The sequence below is a fragment of the Reinekea sp. G2M2-21 genome (assembly GCF_015687175.1).
GTDB lineage: Bacteria > Pseudomonadota > Gammaproteobacteria > Pseudomonadales > Natronospirillaceae > Reinekea.
This window is the reverse complement of the sequence record NZ_JADPQG010000002.1, coordinates 498,433-512,707: the sequence shown is the minus strand read 5'-3', so window position 1 is coordinate 512,707 and position 14,275 is coordinate 498,433. Positions and strand designations below refer to the sequence as shown.

The 14,275-nt window shown below is 46.6% G+C and carries 10 protein-coding genes and 1 tRNA gene; 5 read left to right on the top strand and 6 right to left on the bottom strand.

Going from position 1 to position 14,275, the window contains the following annotated elements; all coding sequences use genetic code 11:
• Nucleotides 1-204: 204 nt before the first annotated feature.
• The 4 genes from IYN85_RS11055 to rtcR form a co-directional block, all read right to left on the bottom strand.
• Complete coding sequence (locus tag IYN85_RS11055; RefSeq protein ID WP_196158954.1) at nucleotides 205-1,035, bottom strand: peptidylprolyl isomerase; 831 nt, start codon at nucleotides 1,033-1,035, stop codon at nucleotides 205-207.
• A gap of 2 nt (nucleotides 1,036-1,037) precedes the next feature.
• On the bottom strand, nucleotides 1,038-1,844 hold the full coding sequence (locus IYN85_RS11050) for a peptidylprolyl isomerase (RefSeq protein ID WP_196158953.1): 807 nt from the start codon (nucleotides 1,842-1,844) through the stop codon (nucleotides 1,038-1,040).
• Nucleotides 1,845-2,903: 1,059 nt separating this feature from the next.
• The gene (locus IYN85_RS11045) at nucleotides 2,904-4,124 is read right to left on the bottom strand and encodes an RtcB family protein (RefSeq protein ID WP_196158952.1); all 1,221 of its coding nucleotides are present in this window, start codon (nucleotides 4,122-4,124) and stop codon (nucleotides 2,904-2,906) included.
• 144 nt (nucleotides 4,125-4,268) lie between these two features.
• Entirely contained in the window at nucleotides 4,269-5,852 is a 1,584-nt protein-coding gene (gene rtcR, locus IYN85_RS11040; protein ID WP_196158951.1) for an RNA repair transcriptional activator RtcR, read from the bottom strand.
• A 341-nt stretch (nucleotides 5,853-6,193) separates the two neighbouring features.
• Here rtcR and IYN85_RS11035 point away from each other — a divergent pair.
• From IYN85_RS11035 to IYN85_RS26365, 4 genes are all read left to right on the top strand, one after another.
• Nucleotides 6,194-6,266, top strand: a tRNA-Asn gene (locus IYN85_RS11035).
• Between the two features lie 242 nt (nucleotides 6,267-6,508).
• Entirely contained in the window at nucleotides 6,509-7,639 is a 1,131-nt protein-coding gene (locus IYN85_RS11030; RefSeq protein ID WP_196158950.1) for a slipin family protein, read from the top strand.
• Nucleotides 7,640-7,699: 60 nt separating this feature from the next.
• Nucleotides 7,700-8,467, top strand: a complete 768-nt coding sequence (locus IYN85_RS11025) for a nucleotidyltransferase domain-containing protein (protein WP_370592188.1) — start codon at nucleotides 7,700-7,702, stop codon at nucleotides 8,465-8,467.
• A 259-nt stretch (nucleotides 8,468-8,726) separates the two neighbouring features.
• Nucleotides 8,727-10,040: a GGDEF domain-containing protein gene (locus IYN85_RS26365; RefSeq protein WP_196158948.1), complete on the top strand. Its 1,314-nt coding sequence runs from the start codon at nucleotides 8,727-8,729 to the stop codon at nucleotides 10,038-10,040.
• A gap of 131 nt (nucleotides 10,041-10,171) precedes the next feature.
• On the opposite strand, the gene IYN85_RS11015 is transcribed toward IYN85_RS26365, so the two are convergent.
• On the bottom strand, nucleotides 10,172-12,046 hold the full coding sequence (locus IYN85_RS11015; protein WP_196158947.1) for a DUF3857 domain-containing protein: 1,875 nt from the start codon (nucleotides 12,044-12,046) through the stop codon (nucleotides 10,172-10,174).
• A gap of 8 nt (nucleotides 12,047-12,054) precedes the next feature.
• Complete coding sequence (locus IYN85_RS11010; protein ID WP_196158946.1) at nucleotides 12,055-13,104, bottom strand: hypothetical protein; 1,050 nt, start codon at nucleotides 13,102-13,104, stop codon at nucleotides 12,055-12,057.
• A 285-nt stretch (nucleotides 13,105-13,389) separates the two neighbouring features.
• On the opposite strand from IYN85_RS11010, the gene IYN85_RS11005 reads away from it, so the two are divergent.
• Nucleotides 13,390-14,145: a hypothetical protein gene (locus IYN85_RS11005; protein ID WP_196158945.1), complete on the top strand. Its 756-nt coding sequence runs from the start codon at nucleotides 13,390-13,392 to the stop codon at nucleotides 14,143-14,145.
• Nucleotides 14,146-14,275: the final 130 nt, after the last annotated feature.

The following is a 14,275-nucleotide window of genomic DNA, read 5'->3' as shown; positions in this document are numbered from 1 at the left end:
ACAGAGCTAATAATCTTAGTGTGCTACTCTTGTGTTTTGCTAGAGTTAAACACTTGATACCTCTGATTAACTCCCTGAAAAAACTGCACAATCGGTAAGCGACAGTAGTTGCTGAAGACAAAATAATGCCAGCAACTAAAACAGCCACGGCCCTAGGTCTCACTTTCGCAGCTGGACGGATACCCTTCATTTTTCATCCCTGGATTAGAATTTTTTAATTACGTCACTTTCGCTTAAAGCTTCTTCGGTAAGAGACTTAATTTCTTTCTTCAACTGTGCCGCAGCTAATCGTTTGCGAATTTCAACACTCACATTACTTAAGGGTTGCGCAGGGATTTTACTTTCGGACACGACATGTATAACCGATATTCGGTGTTCTTCTATGACCAGAGGTGATCGGGACCCTATGGCGGTTCCTTCAACAACGGACTTTAATTTGGGCGACAAGGTTGCCATTGAATTAATTTCATAGATTTTCATATAGTCTGGCAATACTTGGGCAGACCAATCGGAGATTTTGCTGTATTCAAATACTTTTTTTGACAATTCTGCTTGCGTCAGACCTGCAGACGCTATATCCGCTTCTAGTACCTCAACCCGCCTTATCGTTGCTTCACCAAATTCCGCCAAGTGCTGTTGATAGTATTCAGCAACCATCTGAGCACTTACTGGCTCGACAGTGCGGTTTGCCTCAATGTATGCAGCGATCAGTCGCTCCTCACGATACGCTCTCACAGCTATGTCCAACTCTGCTAAGATTTCTTCGCTCAGGGCTTTTTCTGCCCTTTGTGACAATGCACGAGAAGCGATCAGACTGTCTCTAATCTTTTGGTCTGCGCGAGCGTCGACAAACTGATCGCCAAAAAAGCGATTGCGCGCAAACTGCAGTTCAGGCTCGGTCAAAGCTGAACCATTAACAATAGCCCAAGGCTCTTCTTGCGTGGCTTCCGCAGGCGAATCATTACGGCTGCATGAAACAAAAACCGCGACAAAATATGTCAGCACCAGCCACAACGATAAATTCTTTCTGGCCATGGTTAATCCACTTTGACAATTGAGACTGAGTCAAGTAACCGCTGTGTTTCAGCAATTTTCGCCTTTTGACGTAGCTTATATCGAATATCACCCTGTACCTGGGACAATGGTGAGACTTGAGACCGTAAAGGCTCCAATAATTTGATGACATGGTATCCATATTGGGATTCAACGATGTCACTGGTTTCGTCCTCCTTCAGCGACAATACTGAAGATGCAAAAGCAGGATCGATTGATGACGGAGAGACCCACCCGAGATCTCCTCCTTTATCTGCAGAATACACATCATCGGACATATTTTGAGCTAATACTTCAAACGCTTCGCCTTTTGCAAGTCTGGCGACAACGTCACGGGCTTTCTGATGTGCGGATTGCTTTTCAACATCGGTCATCGATGTACTCACACGAAAAACGATATGTGCGACATGAGCAATTTGTTGAGTGAACTCTTCTTGGTGACCGTTATAGTAGTTTTCGACAGCGACATCATTTACCGCCTTATCAAGATACTCCGCCATATATCTGCTAATCGTCATTTGCTTCTTGATGTCGGCGAATTCAGCCGCAAGGAGGGCGTTGTCGGTGAGTTCTTGATGTTCAATGGCTTGCGCCAGAGCAGTTTGTGTCAAATAGGAGTCGAGTTCGCTTGAAGCACGGTCCACATTTGTTGGATTTATTCGCTTAAATGCCAGATGCGACTCAAACTTTGCCTTAGAGATGGAGTCTTTGCCAACTTTGGCGATCGTTTCGCCCCCTGAACAGGCAACAACAAAAACGACGGGCAACAGAAAGACCGGCTTAAAGTCCATTTAATCAATACTCCCTTAGATTTTAGAACTGATTGGCATTTAGACCGCCAAGATTGCACGATTTTCGCATAAAAACAGGAGAGTGTCATTAGCACAAAATAGAGGGAAATCAAGAATATTTGCAAAAACCGTGAATTATGCACAAATTCAACAGCAAAACGTGAGGCCGATAGCTTGTAATCCGTAACCTGACGATTGAACGCTTACTTATCTAATGTGAAATGGAGATTTTCTTGGATTTCAATGTGGATCATGATCTGTGAGCACAAATCGAAGGGGCATGTCTCAAACCTGACAGCTGATGATCAAAAATTAATGAACATACATAGGTTAGCTACACTAGACATAGTACGAGATTCGAGCCTATCGATAAGCGCGGGTTAAATGAGAGAGTTAATGTTTGTTGAGCAACGCTCGCACAACCGTTTTGCTTAAATTGCCATGCTGAATAGTTCGCCTGCTTTAACAGCAGGGGTTATGGTACCGATTCCGCCATGACATTGAACGAGCTCAAACTTTGATAACTGCCGATACAATGCAACCGGTTGACCGTATAAAGATGTGTCATGTCGCGCCATGCAGTGACTTAGTCTTTGAGTTGCAGTTGATACAAACAGCATATTGCCTCATCTTGCAATTTTACCGGCACAACTATATTCAATGTTGTTTTGGAGTCCGCTCTCCTTTGGATAGCCAAACAGTTTTTTAGTGCCACGACCAAGCCTAGTTAATTGATCAGACGTACTGGTGAAGTGAAGTCCAAGGTAATTCGTCTGCTGACGTAAATGCGCAAAAAGATCACACTCCCGCTAATTGGCGATAAGGGTGAGGTCCCCACTGCAGATATCACTCGCAATTTCATTCGTAGGTAAGCCTGACTTCTGCAACACGGTACTGACGATGTTAAGATCAGTTTGTTCTAAAATAGAGATCCTGCCTCCCGGAAACGCAGACCACATATCCAGCGGGGAAGTGACTCACATGGTGGTCCCCCAAGTTGAACGCAAAGCAAGCTTTTTTAAAAAACCACTGGCGAAAACTTCACAGGGTAAGCCGAGCTTACCCTTTGACACAGACGACCTGTTTCAAGGTATGAACAATCTCCACCAGATCTTTTTGCGCGTTCATGACAGCATCGATATCTTTGTAAGCGCGCGGTGTTTCGTCAATCACCGCTTCATCTTTGCGGCACTCGACCCCTTCGGTCGCAGCGATATGTTCCTGAAGGGTCACCTCTTTTTTCGCTTGTGTACGCGACATCACGCGACCGGCACCGTGCGAACAAGAACAAAACGCTTCTTCATTACCCAAACCGCGCACGATGAAAGACTTTGCCCCCATGCTGCCTGGAATAATACCCAGCTGTCCTTTTTGCGCGCTCACTGCGCCCTTACGTGTTAGATAAACGTTTTTACCAAAATGGTTTTCCTTCTGCACATAGTTGTGATGACAATTCACGGCTTCTAAGCTCGCATCAACCGGTCGGCCTAATGTTTTTGAAACAGCGGTCACGGTGTTTGCCATCATAATTTCGCGGTTAATGCGTGCGAAGTTTTGCGCCCAGCCAACGGCTTGAACATAGTCGTTAAAATGTTCAGCACCTTCTGGCAAATAAGCGAGGTCTTGGTCCGGGAGCTGAATATGCCAACGTTGCATTTCTTTTTTAGCCAGTTCAATAAAATGCGTTCCGATTCGGTTGCCGACACCGCGCGAACCTGAGTGCAACATGATCCAAACCTGGTTCGCTTCATCCAAACACAACTCAATAAAGTGGTTACCCGTACCGAGGGTTCCCAGGTGGTTCACATTGTTGGTGTTTTTTAGCACCGGATGCTTTTCAGACAGCCATTGAAAACCCGCCGCCAAGTGGGTTTGCCATTGCGACGTCACCATTTCCGGCGCACGACCCCAAGCCCCGTTATCGCGGCGGCCACGGGTTAAATTCCGCCCATGTGGCACGGCCTGTTCAATGGCTGTACGTACCGCGTGCAAATTGTCTGGCAAATCGCTGGCGGTCAGATTGGTTTTTGCGGCCATCATTCCGCAACCAATATCCACACCCACCGCAGCGGGGATAATGGCATCCAGCGTCGGAATAACAGAGCCGATGGTAGCCCCTTTGCCTAAATGAACGTCCGGCATCGCTGCCACCCACTTATGCACGAAAGGCAAGGAGGCAATGTTCTTTAATTGCTGGCGTGCTTTTTCTTCAAATAAAACACCGGTTGTCCACGACTTAACAGGCACACCACCCGGTACGTTCATCACTTCTATGCTCATGGTTTTCTCCTTCGAATGGCATGTGATTTACCAGATGACATTACAAATGGTGTGCCAGTATCGTAACTCATTGATTTTATTATAAAATCCAAGATTCGACTTGTGATACGCCATAGTCGTTTTATCGAATTTGATCGTTACTGATCAAAAATCATCAAACTTTAATCCGAACTTCGCGAGATACTGACGTAACCGATGCCCATCATTGTTGGACGCCTTCTGCAGTCGCGATTGATCAAACAGTAAACGTCCGGCTTCGCTCAACGAATGCGTCTGCTGACAAACCCCAATCACGTAAGCCAGTTGGTGTTGGTCAAACCGGTCGATCGACGCCAGCTGCTCTACATTAAGGTAGTCCGCTAGGTCGATTTGACGTTCACCGGAGTCGCTTTGACGCTGCCATCGCGATTGCAACTGAAGAATCTCTTCTTCCACTATGTCGATCGTAATGCGCCCACCTTCAGCCAGTGTCGCCATGCGCACCACCGACGCATTCAGGTCACGAAAGTTTCCAGGCCACGTCGCCACCGGCGATTCCGCAAACGCCAAATAAGCGCGGCGCGCTGATTTATTCATGGATATTTTTTGTTTGCGCAGCCGCTCTAATTGCTGCAGTTCATAATCCAGGTTTGGGGCTATGTCTTCCTTACGTTGTGCTAGGCCCGGAAGTTCGTATGACCACAGGTTGATACGCGCCAACAGATCATCACGAAACAGACCGTCGCGAATGCTCGCCGTCAGGTCGCGATTGGTCCCCGCAATTAACTGAAAATTACTGTTCACTGTTTTATCAGCACCGACGGGATAAAAACACTTTTCTTCAATGGCGTGCAGTAACATCGCTTGCTCGTCTATGCCCAGCTCACCTATTTCATCGAGAAACAGCAAGCCATCATGAGCTTTACTGAGTAACCCTTGCCGCGCGCTTTGTGCCCCGGTAAACGCGCCTTTGGTGTGTCCGAACAACGCCGACATCGCGCCGTCACCACGCAACGTCGCACAGTTCACACTGACAAATTCACCACGCAGCAATCCCTGATGTTTTTTAAGTTCATAAATCCGTTTGGCAATCTGCGACTTGCCAGCACCGGTTGGTCCGGTAATCAACATCGGCGCATCAGAGCGGGTGGCGACCCGCTCTAACTGATCGATCATGCTATTGAATTTTTGGTTTTTGGTTTCGATCCCACTCTTGATGAATTGAATATTATCCGTCGCCTGCCGCTCGAATCGCGACGCTAATTTGTCGTACTTCGATAAATCCAAATCGATATGATGAAGCCGCCCCTTGGCACTTTGATCGGGTGTTGGGGAAGACTGAAGCAAAGTTGCGGGAATGTAATTCGCCTCACACAGCAGAAACCAGCATATTTGTGCGACGTGCGTACCCGTGGTGATGTGCAGATGATACTGCTCAGTTTCCGTATCGAAACGATACTGTGTGCAGAAGTCGAGCAACGCACCGTACATTTGCTCAAAATCCCACGGGTCCGACACGTTAATCGAATGCAAGACAACCTGTGTTCCGGGAGACGTCTCTTCAATGTCTTGCTTAATGCGGTGAGCAAAACGCGTGTAGTCCCTGTCATGAATCAGCTCAAAGCGATCCACTGGAAAGCCATCCTGCTGACACACACTCACGCTCGGTCGCCATCGCTCCCAACGCTTCGCTCCCTTGCCCCGCATGTCCAAAACGGTTCCGACCAATCCCACAACGACGTTTTTCATCTGATCTTTCTCGATAAGCTTTAATCGATAACGATCATATCAGCTCACTCTGAAACGGCTAGGTTTTTCAGCAAAAAACGCATTAAGAACTAAAAAAATCAATAAAAACAACAACTTAAAATTTATTTTTGCGCTCAACTCATGAATTGGCACGTCACTTGTAATAACGACAGTGTGTGCAGCTATTAACGGTGTTGGTTTTTCACCAACCTGGCACCTCTTCACTGAAGCAGGGTGTACCAATGGCAACGGGTAACCGGAACACATTGAACTTGATAGCTCAATTGGATAGAGCAGTCGGCTAGAACCGATTGGTTGTAGGTTCAATTCCTACTCAAGATCGCTAATTAGCTCAAATGGTAGAGCAATCGACAGTTAATCGATTTGTTGTGGGTTCGATTCCCGCATTAGCTCCAAGCCCTTTCACGGCTTTTGAGAAATAACCACAGGTAGCCGGAGGTGACGAACAAGCCAGCTTGCGAGTCACTTCCCGCCCCCAGACGGTTGAACACCGGCCTCTGTTTTGGGTTCGGGCTCCGTGAAACCAACGCGTTGCAGTCTAGCGTGTTGGTCGCACGCAGCGCTAACCCAATTCAAGTCGAGTGTCCCCGAACGGAACGGCAGGCTACCGAACATTTTAAAAAAGGAATGACGATATGAAATTTAAAACAACAATTCTGGTCGCCGATCACGAACGCGCCTTATTGTATAAAGACCGGCAGTTTGTTCGGGTATTGGAACCGGGCAAGCATGCGTTTTGGGACTTAAAGCAGGAATGTCATTGGGAAGTGATGGACCTGAAAGATTGCGAATTCAAACACACAAACGGCAGTGTGTTGGCACTAAAACCTGAACTGGCTGCACATTTGCTGGAAGTGAAAACCAACAACGCGCAAGCCGCGCTGATTTACAAGAACGGCAAACTAGCAACGATCTTGTCGCCAGATGATCAACGCTACTATTGGAAAGCGGCGGCCCAATGGGAAGTAACCCTGATCGACCTTAACGAGCACGTACGCGTCGAAACGGCATTGTTGCGCGAAATTATTCATCAAGGTCTAGAAAACGCTGCCTATAACAAGCCACGGATTCTGCACGCCGTGATTCCAGAGCAACACGTCGGTTTGCGCTTTGAAGACGGCACGCTCAAGGAAATCTTGCAGCCTGGCCGATACGGTTATTGGGCAATGACACGCGCATTGCATGTTGAAAGTGTCGACCTTCGTTTGAAAACGGAGGAAATCAGCGGTCAGGAAATCCTCACCAAAGATCGGGTGTCCATTCGCTTAAACCTGAATGCCATGGTGAAAGTTGTGGATGCCACCGTGTACACCACGATGGTCAAAAAAGGTGAAGATCATATTTACCGCGTTCTGCAACTCGCCTTACGGGAGGCGGTTGGTACACGAACCTTAGATGAATTGCTCGAAAACAAGCAGGCGATTTCGGCCACTATCTTCGAGCAGGCCAGTGAAAAACTGCGAGACATTGGTGTGGCGTTAAAGGATGTTGGCGTGAAGGACATCATTTTGCCTGGCGACATGAAAGATATTCTGAATCAGGTTGTTCAAGCGCAAAAAGCCGCCGAGGCCAACGGCATTCGTCGTCGCGAAGAAACCTCCGCGACACGATCACTGCACAACACCGCGAAGTTAATGGAAAACAACCCGGTGCTGTTGCGTTTAAAAGAATTGGAAAGCTTAGAGAAAATTGCCGAACGCATTGAAAAAATTCAGGTGGTCGGTGGTTTAGATCAGGTCCTGAACATGTCTAAGCTTCTGACCTAAAGGATGTTCATTTTCCAGGGACGGAATTTGAGCCGCTGATAATAAATGGAGAACAGTATCGTGATAAAGGAAACCGTCAGATTAGAAATAGTAGAACGTTTGGCCCGAGTCGAAGCAGAACACAACGTACGAATACTCTACGCGGTTGAATCTGGTAGTCGCGCTTGGGGGTTCGCCTCACCGAACAGCGACTACGATGTACGCTTTGTTTATGCACATAATACAGACTGGTATTTATCCGTTTTCCCGCAACGCGATGTCATCGAATACCCTATCGTTGATGATATTGACTTAACTGGTTGGGACGTGCGTAAGGCATTGCAGTTGTTTTATAAATCGAATCCATCATTGGTAGAGTGGCTGCAATCTCCCTTGGTGTATCGAGACGACAAAACCTTCGCGCCCGCGCTGCGTGACATGCTGAAAACACGTTACTCAAGCCCGAGTGGTTGGCACCATTACCGAAGCATGGCGAAAACAAACTATCGTGGTTACTTACAAGAAGAGGTTGTGCCTCTGAAGAAGTACTTTTATGTTCTGCGACCATTGTTGGCGATGCGCTGGATAGAAACACACAAAACCGCTCCACCGATAGAATTCGATGCGTTATTGGCGCTTTTAAAGGAAGAACCATCAGTACTGGCTGAAGTGAATGGACTCTTGGCGCAAAAGAAAGCCGCCTTGGAAAAGCAGCTCATTGCAAAAAATGGAGTGCTCACATGCTTTATAGAAGCAGAGCTGAACCGTGAAGTAAGTTTGGCGCCTATTCAGATCGACCGGCTAGCATTGGACGCCGTATTCAAGCAATGTATATACCCGCCGAGGTGACCCAAACCCTGCGCACGCGCAGGGTCATTCGCAGATCAATACTCAACGACCTTTGCGACATACTCGCGTTCATCGTCAAAAAGCCCTTCCGACTGAACCCAAACCTGAAAACCGTCAAAAATGTGATGCACATCACATTAATTGACCCTATAAGAACAGCGTTCGGAGGCTTAGTTCGGTAAATCCCTGCGCAAATTAGAGTCTTTCCCCCATAATTTAGATCTTTTTAATATAGTGCATTTGCAAGAGGTTTTGGGCTGTGACTTTTTTAAGTCTAAGAGGGTATCGGTGGTTACTGGTGTTTCTTATTCTGGTGACTCTGATTCTAATTGGCTGGCAACGCGTCGGTATGAACTTGACGCTGCCGATTCTTGGCCCGGATGCCCCGCAATACAATGTCTATAGTGTCGATGACAGTTCAAATGGAGGCAGCACACTGTCATTTCTGGAGACAGATAAATCTGTGACGACCCTTGTTTGTGAGCTATTTCCAGAAAACCAAACCTACTCGTTTTGTGAAATTGCCATTAATGTTACGCAGCAGGGCAAAGGCTTAGACTTATCCAAATTCGATTCCGTGACCGTGGAATTAGGCTTTAAAAACAGCCCGGATGCGAAGGTCAGGGTGCAGATGAAAAACCCTAACCCTATATACAGCCTGCCCGGAGACCCAACGTCTGAAAAATTCAACATCATTGAATTTAACCCTACCGCAGATGGTCATCGCCAAACCATTCCCTTGAGCTACTTCCAGGTACCTGAATGGTGGGTGAGTCAATACAACGTTCCTATCCGCTATTCACAGCCAGAGTTTACCAACGTTACTGTCATCGAAGTGTCCGTGGGCACGAACACACCGCCTGGTGAATACGAGTTATGGGTCAAGGAGCTGACCTTAACCGGTAAAGTGCTTTCGTATACCCAGTTACTGACCGTTATCTTGGCCGTTTGGATAACACTGGCGGTGCTGAGTCTGCTTAGTTTGGTCGTTCGAATGAACAGTGCCTTTCATCAAAAACAAAAACAGGTTCAGGAGCTCAATGATTTAAACCGCAAACTCAACACACATTCTCAACGCATGGAGTTACAGGCCAAAACGGATGCGCTGACTGGCCTGCTCAATCGCAACGGTGTTGCAAAGCGATTGTTGGAACTCAAAACGAGCGTTCAGCAAAACAGCGAGGAATGCTCGGTCATTTTCTGTGACATCGACTTCTTCAAACAAGTGAACGACACCTATGGACACGGTTTAGGTGATCAAGTGATTACTCAATTCGCTACCTTGCTGCAAACAAGAACCAGGACAAATGACCTCGTCGTCCGCTGGGGTGGCGAAGAGTTTGTATTGTTTTGTCCACAAACATCGCTCAACGCCGCCTCTATTCTCGCGGAAAATTTACGGCAGTCTATTGAATCGGCCGCTTGGCCTGAACAATTAAATCTAACCGCGAGTTTCGGCGTCTCACAAATGCAAAAAAGCGAAGACATTGAAACGTTCCTGAATCGCGCGGATATTGCTTTGTATCGAGCAAAGGAACGCGGCCGGAACAGAGTTGAAATCAACGAAAGCTGACTGGCTAAAACCGATGCGATAAAGAGACGGTCACCTCAAGTGCCTATTTCAAAATACGGACTAACTATTCAACTGAAACCAAAGGTAGAGGCAATCCAGTTACTTCTATCCTGTTTAGAGAACAGGTGTTTTCAACGTAGAGCCCCGTAAAGCCGTACATCCAACACATCACTGACTTTATCAATAAACCTATTGAACTCGTCGATATCTTCAATCGCAACGGTCTGGTGCGGCATTTCTATACGAGTGTTGACCTTCATGATGCCGTTTTGCACATCGCTCTCTCGAACAATGCGACCAAAGCGATGTTCAAATAATAACTCGGGCGTTGTTTTAGTTACCCGCCAATGCGAGGAGAAATCAATGCTTTTACGACTATTAAAAAGAAAACCTTGCACTTCTACCGGCTCGGTTGCTGTCTGAATTGCCAATGATGACAGTTCGTCAACAAACCAATATTCGTATTCAGTGAGATTCAGCGGTGCCTCTACATCCAAATACGGTTGGAAACTTACCTCGGTAGATACTTTGAAGGTCAACCGGTCGCCGTCTATCGGCGTGAGGATCTTAACATCAACATTGTCAACGTCGGCAACCACATCGCGGAACTGCTTCTCTAAGCTCTCAAGCTGTTTGTCACCGGTCGCATTTTCCAGTTGATAACGAAGCAATGACGCATACTCGCCAAAGTATGTTCGAGTCTCCGATTCGCGGCTTCCACCGTCTGGCATCAAGGTTATTTGGGTGTCGACGTTCATTTGCCAACGGTAAGTCGCACTGGTAATGACGCTTGGTATTGAACCATGATTCAGCGCTAGGCTAACCTTCCCTTGTATCCAATCGGATGTATAAGTCCAATGCGTATTACGGTCGGTTGGATCAAGGCAAAATGACTGACCATTACGATCAAAGCACAGCACTATATGATTAAAATATCCCAAACTCGGTAACACCAGACGACCTGCATCAGCACGGTATGTTGTAACCAGTACCGGTGTTGGGTTCAAGCCCGCTTTTACCAACAATGCGTGTAATAGTGCGGTTTTATCTTTGCAATCGCCATAACGATTAGCGATAACGGAATTATTGCTATGAGGCTGATGGGTGTGACCGGCAGTGGACAATGAAACATACCGGATGTCTTCGGAAACAAATCTAAATATTGCGTCAATAATATCTTCCTGACGGTTTTTACCTGCGGACAACTGATCGTATAAACGGTCAACCTTATCGGCATCTTCAAATGCTTGTTGATAGAGAGTTAACATGCTATCGATGACATCATCCCAACTTGCTTTTCTTGCGACGGAAAGACCACGCAATTTGTCCCGCATGAAAGCATTGTTGGTGGCTCTCAATGCTGGAATGTTGCTGCCGACACAGTGTACTTCCTGAACTTGTTGATCACATTTTAACATTGGATGAGAGTTGTCGGTTACCAGATCGATATTTTGCCAGCGAACCCGCAAATCTATGCTTAACAAAGGAAAGTAATGTTCAGCCCACAATGCGTCGGAGTATCCACCCTGATTCAGCCGTAAATTTTCGGTAACCACATAATCCGTAACCGTGAAACTGCCCTTAGTTAACCCGGGAATAGGGAGGTAAGCAACCTTTGTATCGTTGAAGGTATTGTAAGCATCCTGTTCAGCAAATTGGATCGTTTGGGGGTCAATCATGGTAACCGTGCCATCGGATTGCACGCTCGCGGCAACGTTAACCACAATTGAAGTATCACTTTGACCCATGTAAATCACATCAGTCCCGTAGTCCTCGACACTGACCACATCCGGGTAGAACCAGATTTCCTGAACCCTTTTAACAACGATGTCACCATTGATATCGATGACCATCCGCCGAAACACATTCGAAGTCTCTGATAGCTCACCTTCCAATGCGTAGATAATCGATTTTGCTTCTTGCACAAAACCTTGTTCGGATAGCGCTGTTGTGAGCCTATTGTCTGCATAACTTAAACTACCCGTTAACAGTAAAAGAAAATACATCAAACGTTTCATTTCAAACGGAACCCCGCTGCAGCTTTTCTGACGCTAGAGATCAATTTGCTGTTCATACTCTTCGTGGAGTACACGATAATGTGTAACTCAAAGGTTTGTTCTTTCGTTTCCAGAAATGTTGAGAACGCGCCATCCACCCCAAGTACGCCAGAGAAAAGACAACGTTGTTCAGCTCGAACATTTAGAGTGCCGGCAATAAAGGACTGAGTTTCAACACAATCAAACGCGTTATTTAAATCTACTGCCTCTGCGTATCGGTTCTTCGCAAGATCATTAACACTGCGTTCTTTATACTCGAAAATGTGGGCATAAAATTCTGCGTCAGGCCCCACAAAACTGAACAGTGCATCACTGTCGTCTTCGTTCTCCACTTGCGTCCAAACGACGGACTCAACGGGGAACATCAGTCCCGTTTCCTCGTCGACAAATGTGGAGCTTGGTACCCAGGTTTTGATGACACTTGTTTGCGTCGTGTCAATTAGAATGAAGAGACATAGGGAGACGACTATCAGTGTTCCAAGGGTCACAATGGGCCATTCCCACCATCGGTATTTGTTCAACACTGCTGGATCCTGGCTGGATTGAAGATGTGTTTTGATCCGCCGGATGCGCAGTATTAACAAACTCCAGAGGCTAATATGAATCAAATAGAAAGCCAGGAAGATGGTCAGTGGTGTTTCTTCCAAGCGACCGAGGTAATTGTTTAAGAATGTCAGGATTATTATGCTGGCGGCCCATACGCTGTAGCGCTGCTGCCAACTGGGTAAGTCCAGTTTGCGCTCCAGACGGTTGAGCTCACGATTTAAACTGGGCAGCGCCCAGAACTGAGTTAGCCCGATAAACGGCACAAACCACCATAGCCAAGGCTTAAAGGATTCCTCCCCAATTTTTTTAATTTCTCGCATCTGGCCTACCAGCCAGAAGGGCGTATAGATTCCAAAACTGCCAAACAGCAACAAAAAATCAAAAATAAAGAGCCGGGGCGCCGTTACTTTAACTGGCAACTTAAGCTCACCAACCACATCAAATGGTGTTCCCTGCGTCATTACCTCATCCCTTTTACGACAGAAACAGAAAACCGCTACAGTGCCGTAAGGCGCTTTAAATGTGAACAAAAAAGACTGGTTTTAATGAGCCAACACAAACAATTCAACTAATGACATATAAGTAGGGTAAATGTTCTAGTCATGGCGATTTACTTCACCCTTTGCTGAGCAGATGAACCCAAACTGAACCATAAAATTGAACTAAGTCACACTTTGTTATCTTTTTTTTGACCAGTTTCACGTAATCGAGAATGATGTCGGCACAAACTGCTGAAAGGAAAAACAATGAAAAAGACAATTTCTACTGTGATTGCAACGTTGGCTATCTTGGGCTGTTCACCAGAAGAAGCCAAAGGTCCGTCACTTGTTATTACTGATTCAAACGCAAAGGCATTAGTGACCAATTCGCTGGCGTTGACCGATTTTGCCGAAGATTACAGCGATATTGGCTTCCGATCACTGCAAGATACAGGCACACGAAGTGCTACACGTGCAACGGAATCCTTCACGTTCTCATGCGACTCCGGTTCGCAAACCATGACTATTTCAGTCGATGATAGCGCTATCAGTGGTGATGATCTGGCAGCAAATGGTTCCATGAGCATTACAACAGCTTTCAATAATTGTGTGGAATTTGGCGAAACGTCCAATGGCTCTATGACCATAACCTTTGGCTGGACTGGATACGATGGCTATGACGCATCCACCGTTTCCCTGGTCATTGACTTTGATGAGTTCGAAACAAGCTCCTCAGAAGGCAGTGCCAGTATGGACGGGAAATTGAATGCCAGTATCAGCGGCGACTCGGTTTCTATGAGCTTTAACTATCTGGTTTCAGCGACAGAAACCGGAGGAGAAACCATCCGGATTAAAACCACCAGCAATATTGTTTTCAATACAGCTGACGCCTACCCAAGCTCTGGTGCCTGGCGTATTGAAGGAGCTGAAGACACCTTTATCACAGCGACAATTGTCGCAAATGGCGTCGAATACTCTGTAAATGGTGGCCAAACCGTCCTGGTAGCCTGGGATGATTATTAAACTCTAGCGCCATTCAGTAGGTGAGTAGGGGGAACTGGGTTCCCCCTTTTTTGTGCCTTTGGTCCCCGGTGTGTCAGCAAATCCAGCCACTTCTTTAGACGTAGTCGACCCCTCTCAAATCTATATCAAA

What these genes read in the sequence shown, in the direction of transcription:
- IYN85_RS11055 (WP_196158954.1), bottom strand. Translation starts at nt 1,035, where the DNA reads ATGGCCAGAAAGAATTTATCGTTGTGGCTGGTGCTGACATATTTTGTC.
- IYN85_RS11050 (WP_196158953.1), bottom strand. Translation starts at nt 1,844, where the DNA reads ATGGACTTTAAGCCGGTCTTTCTGTTGCCCGTCGTTTTTGTTGTTGCC.
- IYN85_RS11045 (WP_196158952.1), bottom strand. Translation starts at nt 4,124, where the DNA reads ATGAGCATAGAAGTGATGAACGTACCGGGTGGTGTGCCTGTTAAGTCG.
- rtcR (WP_196158951.1), bottom strand. Translation starts at nt 5,852, where the DNA reads ATGAAAAACGTCGTTGTGGGATTGGTCGGAACCGTTTTGGACATGCGG.
- IYN85_RS11030 (WP_196158950.1), top strand. Translation starts at nt 6,509, where the DNA reads ATGAAATTTAAAACAACAATTCTGGTCGCCGATCACGAACGCGCCTTA.
- IYN85_RS11015 (WP_196158947.1), bottom strand. Translation starts at nt 12,046, where the DNA reads ATGTATTTTCTTTTACTGTTAACGGGTAGTTTAAGTTATGCAGACAAT.
- IYN85_RS11010 (WP_196158946.1), bottom strand. Translation starts at nt 13,104, where the DNA reads ATGACGCAGGGAACACCATTTGATGTGGTTGGTGAGCTTAAGTTGCCA.
- IYN85_RS11005 (WP_196158945.1), top strand. Translation starts at nt 13,390, where the DNA reads ATGAAAAAGACAATTTCTACTGTGATTGCAACGTTGGCTATCTTGGGC.